The sequence below is a fragment of the Pseudomonas sp. B14-6 genome, assembly GCF_013260315.1.
Classification (GTDB): domain Bacteria; phylum Pseudomonadota; class Gammaproteobacteria; order Pseudomonadales; family Pseudomonadaceae; genus Aquipseudomonas; species Aquipseudomonas mandelii.
On record NZ_CP053929.1, the window covers coordinates 1704329 to 1726671 of the forward strand.

The 22343-nt window shown below is 61.2% G+C and carries 21 protein-coding genes; 8 read left to right on the top strand and 13 right to left on the bottom strand.

Features of this window, described 5'->3' with window-relative positions; all coding sequences use genetic code 11:
- The first annotated feature begins 18 nt into the window (after window positions 1–18).
- Together HP062_RS07695 and HP062_RS07700 are read left to right on the top strand one after the other, a co-directional pair.
- Window positions 19–1311, top strand: coding sequence for an MFS transporter (locus tag HP062_RS07695; RefSeq protein WP_010455198.1), 1293 nt, complete (start codon window positions 19–21; stop codon window positions 1309–1311).
- Window positions 1312–1336: 25 nt separating this feature from the next.
- Entirely contained in the window at window positions 1337–2113 is a 777-nt protein-coding gene (locus HP062_RS07700) for a substrate-binding domain-containing protein (RefSeq protein WP_010455200.1), read from the top strand.
- Here the strand turns inward: HP062_RS07700 and HP062_RS07705 are convergent.
- Entirely contained in the window at window positions 2103–3017 is a 915-nt protein-coding gene (locus tag HP062_RS07705; RefSeq protein WP_172791185.1) for a LysR family transcriptional regulator, read from the bottom strand. The genes HP062_RS07700 and HP062_RS07705 overlap by 11 nt on opposite strands.
- A gap of 157 nt (window positions 3018–3174) precedes the next feature.
- Here HP062_RS07705 and HP062_RS07710 point away from each other — a divergent pair, with 157 nt between their 5' ends.
- Window positions 3175–4986: a monovalent cation:proton antiporter-2 (CPA2) family protein gene (locus HP062_RS07710; RefSeq protein ID WP_077749315.1), complete on the top strand. Its 1812-nt coding sequence runs from the start codon at window positions 3175–3177 to the stop codon at window positions 4984–4986.
- Window positions 4987–5095: 109 nt separating this feature from the next.
- Here HP062_RS07710 and hcnC read toward each other — a convergent pair whose 3' ends face one another.
- From hcnC to HP062_RS07735, 5 genes are all read right to left on the bottom strand, one after another.
- Window positions 5096–6346 carry a cyanide-forming glycine dehydrogenase subunit HcnC gene (hcnC, locus tag HP062_RS07715; RefSeq protein WP_172791186.1) on the bottom strand — a complete coding sequence of 417 codons (1251 nt, stop codon included), beginning with the start codon at window positions 6344–6346 and terminating at the stop codon, window positions 5096–5098.
- On the bottom strand, window positions 6339–7748 hold the full coding sequence (gene hcnB, locus HP062_RS07720; protein WP_172791187.1) for a cyanide-forming glycine dehydrogenase subunit HcnB: 1410 nt from the start codon (window positions 7746–7748) through the stop codon (window positions 6339–6341). The genes hcnC and hcnB overlap by 8 nt, the downstream gene beginning before the upstream one ends.
- Window positions 7745–8059 carry a cyanide-forming glycine dehydrogenase subunit HcnA gene (hcnA, locus tag HP062_RS07725; protein ID WP_010455211.1) on the bottom strand — a complete coding sequence of 105 codons (315 nt, stop codon included), beginning with the start codon at window positions 8057–8059 and terminating at the stop codon, window positions 7745–7747. The genes hcnB and hcnA overlap by 4 nt, the downstream gene beginning before the upstream one ends.
- A gap of 236 nt (window positions 8060–8295) precedes the next feature.
- Entirely contained in the window at window positions 8296–8835 is a 540-nt protein-coding gene (locus HP062_RS07730) for a hypothetical protein (protein WP_010455213.1), read from the bottom strand.
- A 304-nt stretch (window positions 8836–9139) separates the two neighbouring features.
- Complete coding sequence (locus tag HP062_RS07735) at window positions 9140–10081, bottom strand: hypothetical protein (RefSeq protein ID WP_010455215.1); 942 nt, start codon at window positions 10079–10081, stop codon at window positions 9140–9142.
- Window positions 10082–10358: 277 nt separating this feature from the next.
- On the opposite strand from HP062_RS07735, the gene HP062_RS07740 reads away from it, so the two are divergent.
- Together HP062_RS07740 and HP062_RS07745 are read left to right on the top strand one after the other, a co-directional pair.
- The gene (locus HP062_RS07740; RefSeq protein WP_010455216.1) at window positions 10359–11042 is read left to right on the top strand and encodes a response regulator transcription factor; all 684 of its coding nucleotides are present in this window, start codon (window positions 10359–10361) and stop codon (window positions 11040–11042) included.
- A complete protein-coding gene (locus HP062_RS07745) occupies window positions 11020–12414 on the top strand; it encodes a HAMP domain-containing sensor histidine kinase (RefSeq protein ID WP_172791188.1) in 1395 nt (464 codons plus the stop codon). Before HP062_RS07740 ends, HP062_RS07745 begins: the two co-directional genes overlap by 23 nt.
- Before the next feature lie 136 nt (window positions 12415–12550).
- Here HP062_RS07745 and HP062_RS07750 read toward each other — a convergent pair whose 3' ends face one another.
- From HP062_RS07750 to HP062_RS07760, 3 genes are read right to left on the bottom strand one after another with little or no spacing between them, the layout of a single operon-like run.
- Window positions 12551–12961 carry an SRPBCC family protein gene (locus tag HP062_RS07750; RefSeq protein ID WP_172791189.1) on the bottom strand — a complete coding sequence of 137 codons (411 nt, stop codon included), beginning with the start codon at window positions 12959–12961 and terminating at the stop codon, window positions 12551–12553.
- Between the two features lie 26 nt (window positions 12962–12987).
- Entirely contained in the window at window positions 12988–13785 is a 798-nt protein-coding gene (locus tag HP062_RS07755; RefSeq protein WP_145311032.1) for an SDR family NAD(P)-dependent oxidoreductase, read from the bottom strand.
- A gap of 11 nt (window positions 13786–13796) precedes the next feature.
- Window positions 13797–14804: an aldo/keto reductase gene (locus tag HP062_RS07760; protein WP_172791190.1), complete on the bottom strand. Its 1008-nt coding sequence runs from the start codon at window positions 14802–14804 to the stop codon at window positions 13797–13799.
- 118 nt (window positions 14805–14922) lie between these two features.
- Between HP062_RS07760 and HP062_RS07765 the strand changes: the two genes are divergently transcribed.
- From HP062_RS07765 to HP062_RS07775, 3 genes are all read left to right on the top strand, one after another.
- Complete coding sequence (locus tag HP062_RS07765; RefSeq protein ID WP_172791191.1) at window positions 14923–15819, top strand: LysR substrate-binding domain-containing protein; 897 nt, start codon at window positions 14923–14925, stop codon at window positions 15817–15819.
- Window positions 15820–16498: 679 nt separating this feature from the next.
- Window positions 16499–16858 carry a DUF6124 family protein gene (locus tag HP062_RS07770; RefSeq protein ID WP_083376491.1) on the top strand — a complete coding sequence of 120 codons (360 nt, stop codon included), beginning with the start codon at window positions 16499–16501 and terminating at the stop codon, window positions 16856–16858.
- A 417-nt stretch (window positions 16859–17275) separates the two neighbouring features.
- Window positions 17276–18196 (top strand): LysR substrate-binding domain-containing protein, encoded by a 921-nt coding sequence (locus tag HP062_RS07775; RefSeq protein ID WP_010455251.1) that lies wholly within the window; start codon window positions 17276–17278, stop codon window positions 18194–18196.
- Here HP062_RS07775 and HP062_RS07780 read toward each other — a convergent pair.
- The 4 genes from HP062_RS07780 to HP062_RS07795 form a co-directional block, all read right to left on the bottom strand.
- The gene (locus tag HP062_RS07780) at window positions 18117–18710 is read right to left on the bottom strand and encodes a DinB family protein (RefSeq protein ID WP_172791192.1); all 594 of its coding nucleotides are present in this window, start codon (window positions 18708–18710) and stop codon (window positions 18117–18119) included. The genes HP062_RS07775 and HP062_RS07780 overlap by 80 nt on opposite strands.
- A 102-nt stretch (window positions 18711–18812) precedes the next feature.
- Complete coding sequence (locus HP062_RS07785) at window positions 18813–19928, bottom strand: NAD(P)/FAD-dependent oxidoreductase (RefSeq protein ID WP_172791193.1); 1116 nt, start codon at window positions 19926–19928, stop codon at window positions 18813–18815.
- Window positions 19929–19944: 16 nt separating this feature from the next.
- On the bottom strand, window positions 19945–21258 hold the full coding sequence (locus HP062_RS07790; protein ID WP_102595068.1) for an MFS transporter: 1314 nt from the start codon (window positions 21256–21258) through the stop codon (window positions 19945–19947).
- Between the two features lie 270 nt (window positions 21259–21528).
- Window positions 21529–22317 (bottom strand): SDR family oxidoreductase, encoded by a 789-nt coding sequence (locus HP062_RS07795; RefSeq protein WP_077749434.1) that lies wholly within the window; start codon window positions 22315–22317, stop codon window positions 21529–21531.
- Window positions 22318–22343: the final 26 nt, after the last annotated feature.

Consider the following 22343-nt stretch of genomic DNA (forward strand, 5'->3'; position numbering starts at 1 on the left):
GCGGTGGAGTACAGGTCAATGACAACAGCAATCCCTTCCGGGCGCTCTCGCGCCGGAGCAATTTTCCGGGTCACTTCGGGCAACTTCCTCGAACAGTTCGACTTCTTCCTCTTTGGCTTTTACGCCACGCAGATCGCCGCTGTCTTCTTTCCGGCCAGTAGCGAATTCGCCTCGCTGATGATGACCTTCGCGGTGTTTGGCGCAGGCTTCCTCATGCGTCCGTTGGGCGCAGTGGTGCTGGGTGCCTACATCGACGATGTGGGTCGGCGAAAAGGGTTGATTGTGACGCTGTCGATCATGGCCAGCGGCACGATATTGATTGTGTTGGTGCCCGGTTACGAAACCATCGGGCTGTTCGCACCGGCCATCGTCCTGATCGGCCGATTGCTGCAAGGCTTCTCGGCCGGTGCGGAAATGGGCGGGGTCTCGGTGTACCTCTCGGAGATCGCCACGCCCGGCAACAAAGGCTTTTTCACCAGTTGGCAGTCGGCCAGCCAGCAAGTGGCAATTATTGTCGCGGCGGCATTGGGGTATGGACTGAATCAATGGATGGCGCCGGCCATGATTGCCGACTGGGGCTGGCGGATACCGTTTTTCGTTGGCTGCCTGATCGTGCCGTTCATTTTCTTCCTGCGGCGCAACCTGGAAGAAACCGAAGAGTTCACCGCGCGCAAACACCGCCCGAGCATGGGCGATGTGTTCCGCACACTGGCGCAGAACTGGGTGATCGTCTTCGCCGGAATGATGATGGTCGCGCTGACCACTACCGCCTTTTACCTGATCACCGTGTACGCACCGACGTTCGGCAAAACCGTACTGCACCTGAGCACGTCCGATGCGCTGCTGGTGACCTTGCTGGTGGGGGTGTCGAACTTCTTCTGGCTGCCCCTGGGCGGGGCCTTGTCCGATCGTATCGGACGACGTCCGGTATTGATCGCCATGGCGTTGCTGACCCTTGCCACCGCGTATCCGGCGCTGACCTTCCTGGTCAACGCGCCGAGCTTCATGCACATGCTGCTGGTGTTGCTGTGGCTGTCGTTCATTTACGGCTTGTACAACGGCGCGATGATCGCCGCGCTGACGGAAATCATGCCGGTCGAGGTGCGGGTCGCCGGTTTCTCCCTGGCCTACAGCCTGGCCACGGCGGTATTCGGTGGTTTCACCCCGGCGATGTCGACCTTCCTGATTCAGTACACCGGCGACAAAGCCGCGCCCGGCTACTGGATGAGTTTCGCCGCGCTCTGCGCCTTGTGCGCGACGCTGTATCTCTACCGCCGCTCGACCGGTCGCCTGCAACCGGCGATGTCTTGAACCCGTCCTTTTCGAGAAGATGCCCATGAAGAAGCTATTTAACCTTGCAGCCCTGGCCTTGGCGGCCAGCCTTGGCCTGAGTGCTGTCGCCCAGGCCGAAGAGATTCGCGTGATGACCTCCGGTGGCTTTACCGCTGCCTACAAAATCCTCGGCCCCAAGTTCGCCGCATCCACCGGCAACACGCTCGACACCGCCCTGGGGCCATCGATGGGCAAGGCACCGGAAGCGATCCCCAATCGCCTCGCTCGAGGTGAAAAGGCCGACGTGGTGATCATGGTCGGCTACGCCCTCGACGACCTGATCAAACAAGGCAAAGTGGACCCTGCTTCACGGGTGGAACTGGCGGATTCGCGGATCGGCCTGGTGGTGCGCGAAGGCGCGCCGAAGCCAGACATCAGCTCGGTGGACGGCTTGAAAAAGACCCTGCTTGACGCCCGGTCGGTGGCGTACTCCGACAGCGCCAGCGGCGTATACATCGAGAATCAACTGTTCAAGCGCCTGGGCATCGAAGATCAATTGAAACCCAAATCCACAATGATCCCGAAAATCCCGGTCGGCTCGGTGGTTGCCACGGGCGACTATCAGTTGGGATTCCAGCAAGTCAGTGAGTTGCTGCCCGTGCCGGGGGTCAGTTTTGTAGCGAAGCTTCCTGAATCGGTGCAGTCGGTGACACGTTTTGCCGCCGGCATTCCAGTCGGCGCGCAACACCCCGCCGAAGCCAAGGCACTGCTCGACTATATGGCCTCTGCAGCCGCCCAGTCGGACGTGAAAGCAACCGGACTGGATTCGGTCAGCCGCTGAGAACGGGTGGCTGCACTTTCATTTCCACCACTAGCCGTTCCAGTTCCAACGCCGCCGGGGTCAGGGTTCGCCCCCGGCGTTTGATCAGACCGACACTGCGCATCACCTGCGGATCGGTCAGCGGCACCCGTGTCAGGATCGGGTGATCGGCTGCCGGCATCGCCATCGACGGCACCGCTGCCACCCCTAATCCCGCCTCCACCAGCCCAATCATCGTCGTGACATGGCGGGTTTCGCAGATACTCGGCCGCTGCGGCACGATGCCGGTCAGTGCCTGGTCCAGCAAAAAACGATTGCCGGACGTCTTGTCCAGCGAGATGTAATCCTGCTGATAAAACTCATCCCAGGTCACGCTGCTACGGCCGGCCAACGGATGATCGCGCCGACAGGCCACCACGTAACTTTCTTGCACCAGCGGCTCGAACTCGACCTCGGCCTCCAGCGCGCCCATGAAACTCAGACCGAAATCCGCCTCACCGTTGACCACTGCGCTGAGCACGTCATGTGCGCTGGAGTCGAGTACCTTGACTTTGATCCGAGGGAATTGCCGGTGGTAATGGGCAATCACGCGCGGCATGAAGTAATAAGCCGCCGAGGGTACACAGGCGACCGTGACATGGCCGAGCCGGGTTGAAGCCACTTCACTGATGCCCAGCAACGCGATGTCGAGGTCATCGAGCAATCGCTCGACACTCGGCATAAAACCGCGCCCGGCCTGGGTCAGGCTGACCTTGCGGGTGGTGCGCTCGAACAAACGCACACCGAGGGCATCTTCGAGTTTTTCAATTCGCCGGCTCAGTGCTGGCTGGGAAATGCGCACGGTATCGGCCGCCTTGCGAAAGCTGCCCTGCTCGACCACGGCACGGAAGGCTTGCAGATCGTTGAGGTCGAAATTGATCGCCATGGTGTGCACTCGAAGGACAGACAGATTGATCAGCTTATCCTATGAATGTAACCAATTGATGCGAGTTGTAACAGCATGACTCCCGCTCTTTGCTGACGTGTGAAGTCCCAACCTTTATCCTGTCGCCCCCGCCGTACCGAGTAGCTGGAGTTTTGTCATGCCCCATGAAGGCAACCTTTTACAAGCCGCCGTTGTGTTCCTGTTCGCCGCGGTGCTCACCGTGCCCTTGGCCAAGCGCCTGCAACTGGGGGCCGTGCTGGGTTATCTGTTTGCCGGTGTCATCATCGGTCCATCTGTGCTGGGATTAATCGGCAATCCACAGAGCGTCAGTCACATCTCCGAACTCGGCGTGGTGCTGCTGCTGTTCATCATCGGCCTGGAATTGTCGCCGCGTCGCTTGTGGGTGATGCGTAAATCGGTGTTTGGCGTGGGCCTGGCGCAGGTGTTGCTGACCGGTTCGGTGATCGGCGTGCTGGCGCTGTTTGTCTTTGGCCAGCCGTTGAACAGCGCCATCGTCCTCGGCCTGGGGTTGGCGTTATCGTCTACCGCGTTTGGCCTGCAAAGCCTGGCCGAGCGCAAGGAACTGACCAGCCCTCACGGGCGTTTGGCGTTCGCGATTCTGCTGTTCCAGGACATTGCCGCGATCCCCTTGATTGCCATGGTGCCGCTGCTGGCGGGCGGTGATCACACCACCACGGCGACCGAGGATTTGAATCACGGTTTGCGGGTGTTGGGCAGCATCGCGGTGGTGGTGATCGGCGGGCGGTATCTGCTGCGTCCGGTGTTTCGCGTGGTGGCCAAGACCGGTTTGCCCGAGGTGTCTACCGCCACCGCGTTGCTGGTGGTGATCGGCACGGCGTGGCTGATGGACCTGGTCGGCGTGTCGATGGCGCTTGGGGCGTTCCTCGCCGGGTTGCTGCTGGCGGACTCTGAATACCGTCACGAGCTGGAAGCGCAGATCGAACCGTTCAAGGGCCTGTTGTTGGGTCTGTTTTTCATCAGCGTCGGCATGGGCGCCAACCTGAGCCTGCTGCTCAGCGCGCCAATCACGGTGTTGGGCCTGACCCTGTTGCTGATCGCAATCAAACTGCCGCTGCTGTTTGTGGTGGGCCGATTGGCCGGCGGGTTGGGCAGGGTCAGTGCGATTCGCCTCGGCATCGTGCTCGCTGCCGGTGGTGAATTCGCGTTTGTGGTGTTCAAGATTGGCCGCGACCAAGGGTTGTTCGAGGCGCGTCTGTACGACTTGCTGGTGCTGACGATCACCCTGTCCATGGCGGTCACGCCGCTGCTGTTGCTGCTGTGCGCACGCCTGTATTCGCCGAAGGTGCAGCCTGTGGTGGTGCCGGAGAAATTCCGCGACATCGACACCGACGCACCGCGTGTGGTGATCGCCGGCATGGGCCGGATGGGGCAGATCGTGGCGCGGATTCTGCGGGCACAAAACATCAAGTTCGTGGCGCTGGACACGTCTGTGGAAACCATCGAGCTGTCCCGCAGCTTCGGCGGCGTGCCGGTGTTCTACGGAGACCCGATGCGCCCGGAAATCCTCAGCGCGGCCAAGGTCGAGCAGGCGGAGTACTTTGTCATCGCCACCGATGACCCGGACACCAACATCAAGACCGCCGAGGTGGTGCACAAGCTCTATCCGCACATCAAGATCATCGCCCGGGCCCGTAACCGTCAGCACGTGCACCGGCTGGTGGACCTGGGCGCCGAGGCAATTCGTGAAACCTATTATTCGAGCCTGGAAATGAGTCGTCGCACCCTGGTCGGACTGGGCCTGACCCAAGCGCAGGCCGATGCGCGGATCAAGCGCTTCAAGCATCACGATGAACAGGTGCTGGAGGCTCAGCATGCGGTTTATGACGATGCCGCGAAGGTGCTGCAGACCGCCCAGGAAGCTCGGGCGGAACTGGCGCGGTTGTTTGAGGCGGATGAGATGGAGGAGCGGGAAGCGGGCAAGGCTTGAGTCATTGGGTGAGTCTTATGCCGCTTTCGCGGGCAAGCCTCGCTCCTACAGGTCTGGTGTCCTTGTAGGAGCGAGGCTTGCCCGCGAAGAACGATAACGCGGTGTAATGTCAGGCCAACTTCTTCAGCCCAACGCGCTCCTCGGCAAACCGATCCGCCAAGAACGGCGTGATATCCAGCGGCAGCGGTTCGTTGTTAACCAGTTTATCCAGCAGCACCCCGGTAATCGCCGACGTCAGAATCCCCGTGCGGAAATGCCCACAGGCATTCAGATAACCCTCCACCCCGTTCATCGGCCCGAGAATCGGCAACTCATCCGGCGACCCCGGCCGCAGCCCCGCCCAGGTCCGCTTGAGATTCACATCCGCCAGCTCGGGAAGACAGCGCACCGCGCCCTGCACCAACCCGGCAATTTCCGGGTAGGTGGTGCTCACGTCGAAGCCTTTATCCTCCGTCGTGCTGCCAATCAGGATCTCGCCGTTGTCTTTCTGCGCCACATAACAATCGCTGGTGGTCAGGCAACCGTTGAGGATTTTCGGCAGGCGTTCGGTCAGCAGAATCTGCCCCTTCACCGGTTTCACCGGAATCCGGATACCGGTGGCCTGCTCACTCAAATCCGCCGCCCAGGCACCCGCTGCGTTGATCAGCGTGCTGCAGTGAAACACCCCGGCTTCGGCTGTCTGCACGCCGCTGACGCGAGAACCCTGGTGCAAAACCCCGGTGACGTTGGTGTTGAAATACAGGTCCACGCCGTTCTGTCGCGCGCCTTCGGTGTAGGCATCGGCCAGTCGGAACGGACTGACTTGATGGTCGCAAAGAAATTCCAGCGCCCCGCTCGCCTCATGGCTGACACTCGGCTCGGCCGCGCGCAGCGCCGCCTGGTCGAGCCAGCGCACCTGATCGGCCAAATGGGGAATGCAGGCTACGATGTGTTCGGCGTAGAGCCGGTCTTCCTCGTCGTAGATCACGAATTTCAGGCCGGTCTTTTCGAACTTGAAATCCATCCCGTGACGGTCTTTCAACTCGCGGTGCAGCGCCGGGTACATCGCGTTGGACTGCAAGGTGAAATCGAAGAACGACTGCGGCAGGATGTGCGGCGTGCTGGAATCCACCACCACCGCCGAACCCTGGGCTTCACGCTTGCGGTTGGCTGACATCATGCGAAAGAAAATTACCCCGCAGCCCAGTCCTACCGACTCGCCAATCGCCCACAAGCCGCCGGCTGACGCGCGGGTAGCGTTGCCCGGACGCTTGCAGTCGATCAAGGCGACTTTGAGGTTTTTGCGCTTGGATAACTGATAGGCGCAGGACGCCCCGATCACACCGCCACCAGCGATGACCACGTCATAGAACTTACTCATGATTCGCGGCCTCCGTGCCGACGGAGTGGAACGCAGAAAAGGGAATCGGATCGATAGGGAAACGCGGCCGCAACCAACCCACGTCCTGCCGACCGGTGACTTCGCGCAAGCGGTCGGTGCAATAGCCGACGCACATCCGCCCCTGACAATCGCCCATGCTCACCCGGGTGCGCATTTTCAGGCTGGCCAGGTCTTGCACGCCTTGCTCCAGCGCCCGGTCGATGTCGGCGCGGGTCGCGTGTTCGCAACGGCAAATCACCGTATCGGCGGCCGGCAGCGCGGTTTGCCCGGCGCCGCGCTCGGTGTATCGGTCGACCGCCGCGCGAAAGCGCACGATGGCCTTGAGTTTCGACAAATAGCGATTGCGCCGTACCAGGGCCAGTTCCGCGTCCAGCACGTCCCGTTGCAGCAGGATCGATGTGGCCGCAATCCGTCCCGCGAGCATCGCCGCTTCGCCACCGCGAATGCCGCCCATGTCACCGGCCAGGTGCACGTGAGGCTCGCTGCTTTGCTGCCAGATATTGGCACTGGCACGCAGATAACCGTCGTCGCTGTACCCGTGGTTCAGGCCCATCTGCTGACTGAGTTGGGTGCGCGGGATAAAACCGTAGCCAACCGCCAGCGTTTGCGCAGCAATCTGCTCGGCACGGGTCAGGTCCGGCACCCAGGTGCTGGAATATGGCGCCACGGTCACGGCATTCAGCTCTCCTTCGCCCTGCGCCGCCACCACGCCCCAGCCGTAATGCATGGGGATGCCGTGCAGCTTGAGGAACGCGAGCATGCTCAAGCCATCGAGGAACAACTGCGGCTTGTTCAGCAGTGACAGGCTTTCCCGAGCGATCTTGCCGAACGCGCTGGCCTCGTAAACACCTGCGACGCTGACACCGGACGCATGCAGCTGACAGGCCACCAACGGCAATAAAGGGCCGGTGCCGGCAATCACCACGGGGCCTTGAGGCTTGACCACCCCGCTCTTGATCTGCAATTGCAGGCCGCCCAGCAGGATCACCCCGGGCAAGGTCCAGCCAGGAAACGGCACGCTGCGTTCATGGCAACCGGCGGCGAGCAGCAATTGCGGGTAGTCGACTTTCTGCAACTGCTCCTCGCTGTCCAGCACCACCAACGCGCGCGTGCCCTCGGCACCGATCACGCGGTGATTCAGGCGTACCTCGATCAGCGCTGCGTGCGCCTGGAACTCGCCATGCAAGGTGGCCAGCGCCTCCGAGTACCGCGGCCCCAGATAGTCCAGTTGCACGCCATCGCGCAACGGTCCGCGATAGACCACGCCGCCCAGCCGCGAAGCTTCTTCAAGCAACGTGCAACGCACGCCGTGCCGGGCCAGTTCAATGGCCGCCGCCATCCCTGCCGGCCCACCGCCGACGATCACTGGAAGCAGGCTCATACACCCTCCTGCTCAACGATGCGGTTGACTTGGGTTTCGACCCGCATGCCGTCACGCACCACGGTCTGACAGGCGCGACGTTTGTGCCGACCATTGATTTTCACCAGGCAGCATTGGCACACGCCCATGCCGCAATAGGCGCCGCTGATTTGGTCGTGATCGTTACGGGCCACCTGGCGCAGGCCAAGGGATTGAATGACCGAGAGGACGGTTTCACCGAGGGCGGCGCTGACCGGTTGGCCGTTGATATGCACAGTCATATCCGCGCGCGGTAGCGGCTGGATATCAAACATTCTGTCTAGGCGAGGCATTGCGATGTTCTTCCATGAGAGTTCAGGTGAGGTTCCACAGCTCCTTGCTGCACTACACCTTGCGGGCCAACGACTCGGTAAAAGGCTCGCACCGGTACTTCGACAGCGCAACAGGGTGCGCGTCAAAGCAATGTAGTCGAAGCCACAGAAGGGGCTTGGATCTTTTACGGTAGGAGATATCGCAGAAGAGAATATTGATCCAGGCCAGTGAAAGACTCCGCCCCCCAACCTGCCGATCAGTTAGAGAAAACGTACTGACCCTTGACCTTTTTCGAGCCCACGAAGCCCAGGTCCGGGAACAACAGGTTTTTTACCAAGGCGACGAAGAACACCATGCCCAGGGTGATAACGACGCCGACCACGGTCATCACCGGGTCTTCTTCATATCCCTTGAACATCCGCGAAATCTGGCTGACGGTCAGAATCACGTAAATGGTGTAGGCCTGTGCCACGTTTTTGTAGAAGCCCCAGGCAAACGCCAGCGGTACCAACACCGCAAACAGGGTGAAAAACACGACCGCACCAGAACCGATCATCGCGCCCAGGTAAAACCCGGACACCGCACCCAGCAAGGCCTGTACGCAGGTCAGCGCGATCAGAAGGGTGACCTTGCGTGAATGCTTTTCCCGCAGTGCCGGATCGGGCCGGGCGCCAATCCAGTAAGCCAGCACCCGATCCTTGACCGCCCCACCGGAGAACGCCTTGAACGTCTCGGTTTTGGAGCGCCCGGCGTCGAGCATCGCCACCAGTTGCCGCTTGATTTCCTTTTTGTCCAACGTACTTCTCCCCTTCTTGAGTCAATGCAAAATAAAGGTGGGAGCGAGCCTGCTCGCGAAAGCGGTGCATCAGGCGACATCCTCATCGACTGAAAGTCCGCTATCGCGAGCAGGCTCGCTCCCACAGTGGGGCATCTTCGCTTTATTGGCCGCCAGAAAGCAAAACGCCGCTTCCACCCGAGGCGGAAGCGGCAGAGGCAAGAGCCTCAGTCGATCAATGCATGAACAGGGCGATCAAGATGATGATCGGGATGGGCACGCCAAGAAAAAACAGTAGTAATGAGCGCATGGTAATTCTCCTGGGTTAGCGAACAGGTGGCACGGAAGTGGTGGTCACGTAGGTGTCGGTTTCCAGATACACCACGGCATCCCGACGACGGCCGCCGAAGGTCGCGGCAAGGCTGGCAAAAAACGCACCGATCAGCAGTGCAATGAACATCCACAGCGAGGTCCAGGCGGCGACTTTAGCGGCAGTGTCAGCCGCTTGTTGCGCAGCGAGCTTGGCGTCGGCCACGGCTTTCTGGGTGCGGGCGTAGACTTCATCGACACGGCGTTCGGCATCGGCCTGGGTCAGGTTGGTGCGCTGGGCGACCAATTGCGCCAGGTAAGTCCGGTCTTCGGCGGACAGCTGACCGTCATTGCTCAGGGAGCGAACGAAGATGCGAGTCACGGTGCTGCGGGCGGCGTCATCGCTGACGGCAGCCGGACGATCATCGCGGAACAGACTGTCAACGAAATAGCCGTACTGGTCACTGTCGGTATTACCCGCCGCGGTGCCCGCCGCCTGAGTCGCAACGCTGGCAGCGCCACCGACCACACTCGCCCCGGCTTGCACGCCGCCGCTGACAATGCTGCTGACCGAACCGACGACCAGTGTCGCGGTGACCAGCGTGGCCACGCACCAGGCCAGGAAGCCATGGGCTGTGTCACGGAAATAGACTTCATCGCCGTGCATGTTGGCCCACTTCACCCGCAAGCGACCGGCAATATAGCCACCGAGTCCGGATGCGACGATTTGCGTAGCGGCCAGCCAGATGATCGTCGAGATCCCCAGGCCTTTGGCACTCACGCCTTCATTGGCCCAGGGTGAAACAGCCGAGAATCCCAGACCAAATCCCAGCAGCACCAGAATCAGCGACAACGCCGCCGCTGCAGCGGCACCGGCAAAGATCGCGCCCCAGGACACACCCGATAGCGTGCTTGATTCTTCGTAGGCGGGATAGAAACCATCAGAGGATCTATTCATTGTTTTATCGCTCCAGGCAGAAAGATGGTGTTACAACTCTTCGAAGAAGGAAGTGCAGTCACCGTGCCAGTCGCCAACTTTAAATAAATCGTTTTATTTCAATGATTTATAAATTTTGAACTTCCAATCCCGTTGCATTTTGCAAGGATGGCTGGATAGCAGCGGGTTTTATGCATTGATCAAAAGCGAGCTCGCATGAAGTTTTATTTAGAAAGCCGGCGGTCATTTCTTGGCAAAATGCCGCTCTATGTTGAGCACCTCTAATCAGGCAGGCCCCATGACCCGCATCTTGACCATCGAAGACGACGCCGTGACCGCCCGGGAAATCGTCGCCGAACTCAGTAGCCACGGCCTCGACGTCGATTGGGTCAACAACGGCCGCGAAGGCCTGGAGCGTGCGGTCAGCGGCAACTACGACCTGATCACCCTCGACCGCATGTTGCCGGAGCTCGATGGCCTGGCCATTGTCACCACGCTGCGGACCATGGGCGTGGCCACGCCGATCCTGATGATCAGCGCCCTCTCCGACGTCGATGAACGAGTGCGCGGCTTGCGCGCCGGCGGGGACGATTACCTGACCAAGCCGTTTGCCACCGATGAAATGGCCGCCCGGGTTGAAGTCCTGTTGCGTCGCCAGAACACGGTCACGGCCCAGGCGACCACGCTGCGGGTGGCCGATCTTGAGCTGAACCTGATCAGCCACGAAGCCAGCCGCGACGATCAACTGCTGACGCTGTTGCCCACCGAGTACAAGTTGCTGGAATTCCTGATGCGCAACACCGGGCAGATTCTGTCGCGGATGATGATTTTCGAAGAAGTCTGGGGGTATCACTTCGACCCCGGCACCAACCTCATCGATGTGCACATCGGCCGGCTGCGCAAGAAGATCGACCCGCCTGGCAAAGTCCCACTGATTCGGACCGTGCGAGGCTCGGGTTATGTCATTGCTGAACCCCTCTAACGGCTGGCGCTCATCCAGCAGCCGCTTGCTCGCGCTCTACAGTTCACTGTTCGTGATCTGGAGCGGGATTCTGATGGGGGTCATGTACTACGAGGTGTCCGCGTACCTGGACAATCTGGCCAAACACTCGCTGATGCAGCGCCAGCACCTGTTTTCGCACTTTCAAGGCGAACAATTGGCCGACGCCCTCGCCGTCAGCATGACCTTCGACATTCGCGGCATCGACGCCTATGGCCTGTTCGATTCGCAGCACCGTTACCTCAGCGGTGCGCTGCGGCACATGCCCGAAGGCTTGCCGCTGGATGGCAAGATCCACATGCTCGGCGACTGCGCCGAGTCTGACGACCCCAGCCTGCCCACCGACAGTTGCGACGCGGTCACGACCCAGACCAAGGACGGTCGCTGGCTGGTGCTGGTTCGCGATAACGGTTCGTTGTTTGCCGTGACCCGGATCATTCTGCACGCGTTGCTCTGGGGCGTGACGCTGACCATTTTGCCCGGCATCGCCGGTTGGCACCTGTTGAGGCGGCGTCCGCTGCGGCGGATTCGTGCAATCCAGGCCAGCGCCGAGGCTATCGTCGCCGGCGACCTGACCCGGCGTTTGCCACTGTCCAATCGCCGCGATGAGCTGGACATGCTCGCGGCCATCGTCAACGCCATGCTCGAACGCATCGAACGCTTGATGAACGAGGTCAAGGGCGTGTGCGACAACATCGCCCATGACCTGCGCACACCGCTGACACGCTTGCGGGCGCAGCTGTATCGAATCCAACAGCAGGCGGATGACGGCTCGACGCTGGCCGTGCAACTGGACTCGGTGCTCGGTGAAGCCGATACCTTGATGGCGCGGTTTCGTGGATTGCTGCGGATTTCCGAACTGGAGGACCGCCAGCGGCGTTCCGGTTTTGTACAGCTGGATCCGGTGCCGTTGTTGCAGGAGCTGCATGATTTTTACCTGCCGCTGGCGGAAGAAGGCGAGCTGCTGTTCAAGCTGCAATTGCCTGCGTCACTGCCAATGTTGAACGGCGATCGGGCGCTGTTGTTTGAAGCCGTGGCGAACCTGCTGAGCAACTCGATCAAATTTACCCCGCCCGGTGGCGAGGTGATTTTGCGCGGGGTCAATGACGCTGGGCACACGCGAATCGAAGTGCTCGACTCAGGGCCGGGTATCCCGGAAAGCGAACGCGAAGCGGTGTTCCAGCGCTTTTACCGTGCCGAGAGTGGGAATCAGAAAAGCGGGTTCGGGTTGGGGCTGTCGATCGTCGCGGCGATTGTCAGCCTGCATGGGTTTGCGCTTGAAGTGGGCACCAGTGAACTGGGCGGTGCGCGGTTGGTGCTCGATTGCGGCCACGATCTGCTTCCCCAGACCTGACCCGGTCTCCCTGAACGAACACATCCCCCTGTAGGAGTGAGCCTGCTCGCGATAGCGGTCTATCAGTCAATCTCTATGTTGAAGCTGAAGACGTCATCGCGAGCAGGCTCACTCCTACAGGGGATTTGTGGTGTTATCAGGTTGGGTAGTTCGCCCGCAGGGCTTCAAGACCGCCCTGATAGATCCCGGCAAACAACGCCTCAACCTCTGTTTCACTGACACCGACGGGCGTAAAGCGACCCGACCATGTCACCCGAGCCCTCTGCCCCTGAGCCTCGACCTTGATCGTCGCCAGGTACTCGGTCGCCGGAAACGGTGCATGCAAAATCGAGTAGCTGTAAGTCTTCCCGGCGTTATCAAACGTCTCCAACCGCTCAACCACCTTCGCCCCATCCGCCGTTTGCAGGCTGCGCACCCGCCCACCTTCACTCAGTTCGCTTTTCGGGATGAACGGCAGCCAGTCCGGCAGCGTGTCGAAACCGCCAATCAATTGCCACACCTCATCGGCCGAAGCCGGAATGTCGATAAATGCTGATGCCTTTGCCATGTAATCCTCTCTCTCAATCAATAAATTCAGATGGCCATGCTGTCGACGACACCGCCGTCGACCCGCAATGCCGCGCCCGTCGTGGCCGAGGATAGCGGCGAGGCGATGTAGGCCACCAGGTTCGCGACTTCTTCGACATTCGCCACACGCTGGATGATCGAGGTCGGCCGGGCCTTGCGCACAAACGCATCGGCTTCTTCCCGGACACTACGCCCCGATTCGGCGGTGGCCTCCTTGAGCATCTGCTCCAGGCCATCGGTCAATGTCGGGCCGGGCAGGATCGCATTGACTGTCACGCCAGTGCCCGCGAGCCGTTTGGCGAGGCCGTGGGACACCGCGAGGTTGGCGCTTTTGGTCACGCCATAATTGAGCATGTCGGCCGGGATGGCGATCCCGGATTCCGAGGACAGGAAAATCACCCGCCCCCAGCCCTGCTTGACCATGTCCGGCACGTAATGCCGGGACAGGCGCACGCCAGAGATCACGTTAACCTCATAGAAGCGCGTCCACTCGCTGTCCGGCGTGTCGAAAAAATCCACCTCGTTGAAGATCCCGAGGTTGTTCACCAGGATGTCCGCGCGCGGTTCGGCGGCGAACAGCTTTTCGGCACCGTCGGCGGTGCCGAGGTCAGCGGTCAGGCCACGCAATTGCGCGCCCGGCACGCTCTGGCGAATGCTTGCCAGCGCCTGCTCGACCTTGGCCGTCTCGCGGCCGATCACCACCACCGTGGCGCCGGATTCGGCCAGCGCCTTGCTGATGCCCAGGCCAATGCCGGCGGTGCTGCCGCTGACAATGGCGAGTTTTCCAGTCAGATCGATTTTCATGCTCAAACTCCTCAGAGGGGCAATGGAGCGCGTTCGCTCACCAGTTTCGCGTCACGCATCGCCTGCCAGAATGCAGCGGGGATCACGGCCGACAGTGCCGCAACATCTTCAGCAATCCGGTCCGGACGGCTGGAGCCCGGAATCACCGCAGCCACGGCCGGGTTAGCCAGCGAGAACTGCAACCCAGCAGCCTTGATGTCGACACCGTGGGCCGCCGCGATGCGTTTGATCTGCTCGACTTTGTCAACGATCGCCGGGCTGGCTTTCTGGTATTCGAAATGGGTTCCACCGGCCAGAATGCCCGAGCTGTAGGGGCCGCCGACCACGATTTCGACGTTCTGCGCCAAGGCCGCGTCCATCAGACGTTGCAAGGCCCGGTCGTGGTCGAGAAGAGTGTAGCGACCCGCCAGCAGAAAACCGTCCGGTTGGGCTTCGGTCAGATCAAGGGTCAGCTCGCAAGGTTCGACCTTGTTCACGCCCAGGCCCCAACCCTTGATCACGCCTTCTTCACGCAAACGGGTCAGCACTTTGAACGCGCCAGTGCGGGCCTGGTTGAAGTATTCCAGCCACTGGTCGCCGTAAAAATCCTGGGCGATGTCATGCACCCAGACGATGTCCAGGCGATCGGTTTGCAGGCGCTTGAGGCTGTCTTCGATGGAGCGCATTGTGGCGTCGGCGCTGTAGTCGTTGACGATTTTATTCGGGCGGCCGTGTTCGAACACCCCGCTCTTTTCGCCCAGGTCACGGGCCGATGCATCTTCGACCTCATTGAGGATGACCCGGCCGACTTTGCTGCTCAGCACGTAGTCGTCGCGGTTGTATTGGGCCAGTGCAGCACCCAGGCGAATCTCCGACAGGCCCGAACCGTAAAACGGCGCGGTGTCGAAGTAGCGAACGCCGGCATCCCAGGCCGCGTGAACGGTGGCCTGCGCCTCGTCTTCAGGAATGGCGCGGAACATGTTGCCCAACGGGGCCGTGCCGAAACCCAGCGCGCCGGGCAGTTTGTCTTTCAAGCTCATGGTTCAAATCCTCTTCAGTTTCAGAGGTCAGCTGAGTGACCGTTGGGCAGATCCTAGATTGCGATGATCGGACCGTCCAAGACATAATGCGCAGCACTTGAGTCCCTATAGGTCTTACATGATCGACATCCGCCAATTGCGCTACTTCGTCGCCGTCGCCGAAGAAGAACACGTCGGTCGCGCCGCCGAACGCTTGCACATCTCCCAATCACCTTTGAGCCGGCAGATCGCCCAGCTTGAAGAACGCCTGGGCCTGACCCTGTTCGAGCGCAGCCAGCAGCGCATCCGCCTGACCCGCGACGGCCAGACCTTCCTCGCCGAAACCCGCGCCCTCCTGACCCATGCCAGCCGCCTCGAATCCCTGGGCAAACGCCTCGGTCGCGGCGAAGAAGGCGGCCTGTGCATCGGCTACATCGAAAACGCCATGCACGCTGGCGTGCTGCCCAATGCCCTGCGGGTGCTGCGCGTCGACCGGCCGAACGTGCACGTTGCGTTGTACAACCTGAGTTCCGCCGAACAACTCGAAGGCCTGCGCCAGCGTAGTCTGGATATCGCCCTGGTCAGTGAACCGCCCGTCGCCGACGACCCGGACCTGCTGGGGTTTCAAGTGCTGGACGACCCGATGCTACTGGCCCTGCCCGAACACCATCCCCTCGCCCACCAGGCCACACTGACCCCGGCCGACCTGGCCAATCAGGAATGGATCGGCGTGCAACACCGACAGAACTGCGCCAGCCGCGAAGACTTCGTCAGCGCCTGCATCCGCGCCGGTTTCACCCCGGACATCCGCATGGAAGCCACCGAGCCCTTCACTGCGCTGGGGCTGGTGGCGTCGGGGCTGGGCATTGCGATGATTCAGAAAGGCTTGAGCCGCAATGCGCCGCCGGGTGTGGTGCTGCGGGAAGTGCCGTGGATTTCGTTTACCACGCCCTTGTGGGCGGCGTGGCACCGGATCAATTTGCGGCCGCTGGTGGAGACGTTCAGGAAGGTGCTGACCGAATCGGGCCCGCATTGATCGTTCCCGCGTCGAGGCGTCGAATCGTCCGCGTGGGAATGCAGCCCGGGACGCTCTGCGTCCCTTTCAAACGCGGGAACGCGGAGCGTCCCTGGAGGTATTCCCACGCAGAGCATGGGAACGATCAAAAATATGTGTCGGGGCGGCTGGCCTCATCGCGAGCAGGCTCGCGCCTACATCTGGAACGCATACCCCTGTGGGAGCGAGCCTGCTCGCGATGAGGCCGCCCCAAACACCGCATAACCAACAGATGAGATTTGCTCAATCGGTCTGTGCAACCCACAAAGCTGGGTGGATGAATTGATGCTGTCGCGCGCGTCTGTTTAAGCCTGAAACGGCGTCTGTTTAAAAACTCTCGCAGATACGTCCTGAAAGCTACAAAACCTTGCGCCGTTGCCTACGGCTGCGCCAGAATCCGCCGGCTTGTGCGCCTTGGGGCCGCTCGGTAACTTGATTCCCGTCACTGCTCATCAGTGATCGGGTTTAGTCGCCCGTGCTAACTCAGTTGTGCGTGCATCTGTCATGCAGGTCTTTCATTCCTGTATCTGATGGTGGCTGTACGCAGGGCGCTCTCGGGCGCGCCGGATTGCTGAGTTTCCCGGTCGACTAACCTGCGTGCAGCTGCCTCCCCTTACGTTTAGTCGCAAGAGGGGTGGCACCCAATTTGGAAACTCAGCATATGTTCAAAGTAACGCCCAACCCACCGGACACCGATCCGGTCTCCCCCTACGAACCCGATTCAAAAAAGCTCAACGAAGCCGCCGAGCGCGCCCTCGACTTCCACTTCCCATCGAACGCCGACATCAAAGCCACCCCACGCACACGCAGCACTCTGTTCTCCGTAGACCCCGAGGCCACGGCCGAAACCCTGGCGGTTTATCTGGTGGAAATACTCGCCTCGGTCGACGTGATGGTCCATCAGTTGGTGGATCACCTGGAGGGAGAGACGCGCTACGCCCTGCTGGGGATTTCCAACAGCATCATGATGGCGGAGATCACGGCGAACCGGGTGTTGGATAAGATCGATCTGCCCATATAAGTGCCGCTCTGCGGTGAGTGAATAACTGACGTTGAATTGTGCAGCGGTCCCATTTTTTCGGGGCCGCTTCGCGGCACAGCGGATAGATAAATAGATGCGTCCCCTTTTCTCGTGGAACTCACAAAACCCTGTGGCGAGGGAGCTTGCTCCCGCTGGGTCGCGCAGCGGCCCCAAAACCTGCAACTGCGGTGATTCAGGTAAACCGCGGGTATAGGATTTACGACTGCTGCGCAGCCGAACGGGACGGTGTGACGTTTCGCTACCCCCCCTCGCCACAGGTAAATCCCTTCACAGCAGGTGGCCCTTTCATTTCATGTGGTTTTTGCATCACAGGTAACCCCCTCATCACCGGTGCTCTCTCGCCACAGGGTTTGATGCTTTACTGAAAAGACCCAAAAACCCTGCGAGTACCCCCACATGAACCGCAACGACCTGCGCCGCGTGGACATGAACCTGCTGGTGATTTTCGAAACGTTGATGTTCGAGAAGAACCTGACCCGGGCCGGGGAGAAACTGTTTCTCGGTCAGCCCGCTGTCAGTGCTTCGCTGGCCAAGTTGCGCGATCTGTTCGACGACCCGCTGCTGGTGCGCAACGGTCGGGTGTTGGAGCCGACCCAACGGGCGTTGGCGATTCTCAAGGAGTTGCAGCCGGCGATGGACACCATTTCCGGCGCGGTCAGCCGGGCCAAGGATTTCGACCCGTCCACCAGCCGCGATGTGTTCCGCATCGGCTTGTCCGACGACGCCGAGTTCGGTCTGTTTCCGCCGCTGCTCAAGCAAATACGCGAAGAGGCGCAGAACGTCGTGGTGGTGGTGCGAAGGGTGAATTACTTGCTGATGTCACCGATGCTCGCCTCCGGGGAGATTTCCGTCGGGATCAGTTACACCACGGAACTGCCGGCCAATGCCAAGCGCAAGAAATTGCGCGACCTGAGCGTGAAGATTCTGCGGGGCGACAACCGTCCCGGCCCCCTGACCCTGGATGAGTATTGCGAACGCCCTCATGCGCTGGTGTCTTTTTCCGGAGACTTGACCGGTGCTATCGACAACGATCTGGCGCGCATCGGCCGCTCGCGGCGGGTGGTGCTGGCGGTGCCGCAATTCGCCGGGTTGCGTGCCCTGCTGGCCGGCACCGACCTGCTGGCCACGGTGCCGGATTACGCGGCGTGTGCGCTGATCGAAGGCAGCAACCAGCTGCGGGCCGACGACCCGCCGTTTGACATCGTGCTCTCCGAACTTTCCATGGTCTGGAACGGGGTCAACGATAACGACCCGGCAGAACGTTGGCTGCGTTCGCGAATTGCGCAACACATGTCGGCTGAGTTGCCGGTGCTTTGAGCGCGTTGAAAGCCGGATCGGTCTCGCGCAGGAAGATCGGCATGTCGGTCATCGGTGGCATCGCCGGAATGTCGAAATACATCTGGATCACCCAGCCGCGGTGGTAACTGGCGTGATTGACCACGTGCAGCAGCATCGCGCCGGCGCTCATGGTGCCGCTCTCGCCGGAGACGAACGTAAACTCGACCGGCTTATCCAGCGACCTCTCGGTCTGCCTTGCGCTCCAGTTGCAATACCAGTGATCGATGTCCTTTTGCGCCATGCGCAAATCAGCCAGGTCGGGATGGAGCAGATCGTGTGAGGTTTTGAAGCCGTGCCCTCGGCCTTCGAGGTGAGCCTGCCAGATGCAGTCCACGACATAGATGTGATTCAGGGTGCCGATCATGTTCTTGAACACCGACACCCGCTCTTTGTTGACCTCCCCCGGCGGCAGCGCGGCCAGGCTGTCAAAGAGGCGCTGATCGGCCCATTGCTTGTAATCGGCAAGCATGCGGGCAGTGCGTATGTTGATCATCAGAGTTCTCCCATTACGATGGGCACACTGGCAAGCATAGACCGCTCGGCGGCTGGCAGCGCAGACGCTGATAACCGGCACCTCACCGCAACGCGACAGCTGCTACAGGGAATGCGGTGTCAGGCGTTGTACCACCCGATCAGCCAGCGCCAGGCAGCTGGTGAGGCCCGGTGATTCGATGCCGAACAGATTCACCAATCCCGGCACACCATGCTCGGCCGGGCCGCTGATGAGGAAGTCGGCGGCCGGTTCGGTCGGGCCGGAAATCTTCGGGCGGATGCCGCTGTAGGCGGGTTGCAGGCTGTTATCGGGTAACGTCGGCCAGTAGCGGCGGATGGCCTGATAGAACCCGTCGACCCGGCGCGGATCGACGCGGTAATCGACATGGTCGACCCATTCGACGTCCGGCCCGAAACGCGCCTGCCCGCCAAGATCGAGGGTCATGTGCACGCCCAGGCCGGCGCTCTCCGGTGCCGGATACACCAGATGCCGGAACGGCGCCCGGCCACTGAAACTGAAATAACTGCCCTTGCACAGGCGTGCCTCGGGAACGTATTGCGTCGGCAAGCCTTCGATCCGGCTCGCCACCTCCGGCGCGGACAAACCGGCGCAATTGATCAACTCGCGACAGGTCAAGGTCATCGGCTGTGCGCCGCCCATGTGCAATTCGAAACCTTGTTCGGTGCAACGGGCGGACACCAATGGCGTGTGCAAGGCAATCGAGGTGCCCGAGGCTTCGGCGTCTGCCTGAAGCGCCAGCATCAGCGCATGGGAATCGACGATCCCGGTGGACGGCGACCAGAGCGCGGCGACGCAGGACAGCGCCGGTTCAAGCGACCGCGCCTGCCCGGCGTCCAGCCATTGCAAGTCATCGACGCCATTGCGCCGGCCCTGCTCCAGCAACCTCTGCAAGGCCGCGCACTGGCTGTCATCGGTGGCCACGATCAACTTGCCCAGGCGTTGGTAATCGACACCGCGCTCCTCGCAAAAGGCGTAAAGGCGATGCTTGCCCTCCACGCACAATTGCGCTTTCAGGCTGCCGCTCGGGTAATAGATGCCGGCGTGGATCACTTCTGAATTGCGCGAACTGATGCCCATACCAATCCCCTCGCCGGCTTCGATCAGGATCACTTCCCGCCCGCTACGGGCCAGTGCCCTGGTCACCGCCAGGCCAACCACGCCGGCGCCGACCACCACGCATTCGATATCGACGCTCACCTGCCCTCCGCTCATGTCAAGCCAGCCCTCGTTCCCGATAATCGATCAGGCTGGAGAATATCGCCAGCAGCATGGCCATGACCACGAAGAAGATCAGCACCAGGAAATACGAGCCGGTGAACTGCACGATCAATCCGATCAGGATCGGCACGATAACCCCGGCCATGTTGCCGCAGAAGTTCATGGTGCCGGCCAGCACACCGGTTTTCGAGGTGCCGCCGAGGATCGACGGAATGCACCAGTACATGCCGCACCAGCGAATGAAAAACATCGCTACGCAGAGCAGACCGATGGCCTTGCCGGCTTCATTGGTATAGGCCACCGCCAGCATGCACAGGGCCGCGACCAGCGCCGAACCACTGAACATGCTGCGCATCACCAGGTTGGGCGAGGCGCCGCTGGTTTTCCATTTATCCCCCAGATAACCGCCCACCAGCTCGCCGACGAAACCGCACATGAAAATCAGGAAGGTCGCACCGCCCATGCTCGAAATGTTCAGGCCGTGGGTCTGGTGCAGGTAGCTCGGCATCCAGGTCAGCAAACCGTAGAACACGCTGAGAATGCAGCAGTAACCGGCGAACATCGCGAGCACCGAACGGTCCTTGAGCAGCTCTTTGAGGGGGATGCTGGTCACCGTGCCGGGTTGGCTGACTTTGCGATTGCCTTCGGTGATGTGCGCCAGTTCCGCCGCGTTGACACCGGGGTGTTCGCTGGGATGGTTGCGGATGTATTTCCACGCCAGTACACCGGCAAGCATGGTGCCGATACCGGCGATCACGAAGGCGATGCGCCAGGAATCGAACCAGCCGATCAGCCCGGCAATGATGATCGCGCCGAAAGCACTGCCCAGCGGTGCGCCGCCATCGACCAGCACCGCGCCACGTCCGCGTTCGTTGGGAGTCAGCCAGGCGCCGTTGAGTTTGGCCCCGGCCGGCATGATCGGCGACTCGGCGATGCCCAGCCCCATGCGCGTAATCAACAGCGTGATCCAGTTATGCGCACCGGCAGCCAAGGCCTGGAAGGCGCCCCAGGCGACAGTCGCGATGACGATGACGCGGCGGGTCTGAAAACGGTCCAGCAGCATGCCGCCGGGAATCTGCATCAATGCGTACGACCAGAAAAACGCACTGAGCATCAAGCCTTCCAGCGCGGGAGGGATCTGGAACTCACTGGAAATCAGCGGCAAGGCCACCGACAGCGAAGCGCGGTCGATGTAGTTGATGGCGGTCAGCAGCAACATGATGAGGAAGATCCGCCAGCGCACGCTGGTCGGACGCTCGGTGGCAGACGCGGCGGCGAGCCGCAGGGTTTCGGCACTCGGATTGTTCATGAGGGGCGCTCTTGTTGTTGTGGGTGCAAGCGGCCCAATACCCGCCTATTAACGCAAAACCTGTAGGAGCGAGGCTTGCCCGCGAAGGCGGAGTGTCATTAACAATGATGTCCACTGACACTCCGCCTTCGCGGGCAAGCCTCGCTCCTACTGGGTTTACATCTTGGCTGACGGGTGTTGGGCAAGCACCCCAACTCTAATCACGCGTCCTCGGGCTGAATAATGAGGGGATCTGATTAGGGGATCACCAAACGTCATCCCCCGAAAAGATCAGAACGTCCCGGGGTAACTGCCGCCGTCCAGCAGCAGGTTTTGCCCGGTGAGGAAACCGGCATTGGCGCTGCAGATGAACGCGCAGTAGGCGCCGAACTCATCGGGTTGCCCGAAGCGCTGGGCCGGCACGTGCTTGCGCCGCTGTTCGCTGATGCTTTCGACGCTGGTGCCATTGGCCTCGGCGGCGGCGCTCAGGGTCTTGTGCAAACGCTCGGTCTCGAACGGTCCCGGCAGCAGATTGTTGATCGTCACGTTGTGCCCGGCCAGCCGTGACTGGCGTGCAAGCCCGGCGATAAAACCGGTCAGGCCGCTGCGTGCGCCATTGGACAGTCCCAACACATCGATTGGCGCCTTCACCGCGCCGGAGGTGATGTTGACGATACGCCCGAAACCGCGCTCGGCCATGCCATCGACGCAGGCCTTGATCAGCTCGATGGGCGTGAGCATGTTGGCATCCAGCGCCTTCAGCCAGTCGTCGCGCTGCCAGTCACGGAAGTCACCCGGAGGCGGTCCGCCGGCGTTGTTGATCAGGATGTCCACCTGCGGACATGCCGCCAACACCTGGTCGCGCACTGCGGGCGTGCTGATGTCCCCGGCCACCGTGCGCACGTCGATGCCCGGCGCCAGGCTGCGCAATTCTGTAGCGGCAGCCTGCAAGGTTTCGTCACCCCGGGCGTTGATCACCAGGTTGACACCCTCCTTCGCCAAGGCCCGCGCACAGGCCAGACCCAGGCCCTTGCTGGCGGCGCAGACGATGGCCCAGCGACCTGAAATACCCAAATCCATGACGATGCTCCTGACGGTTGGAAAAC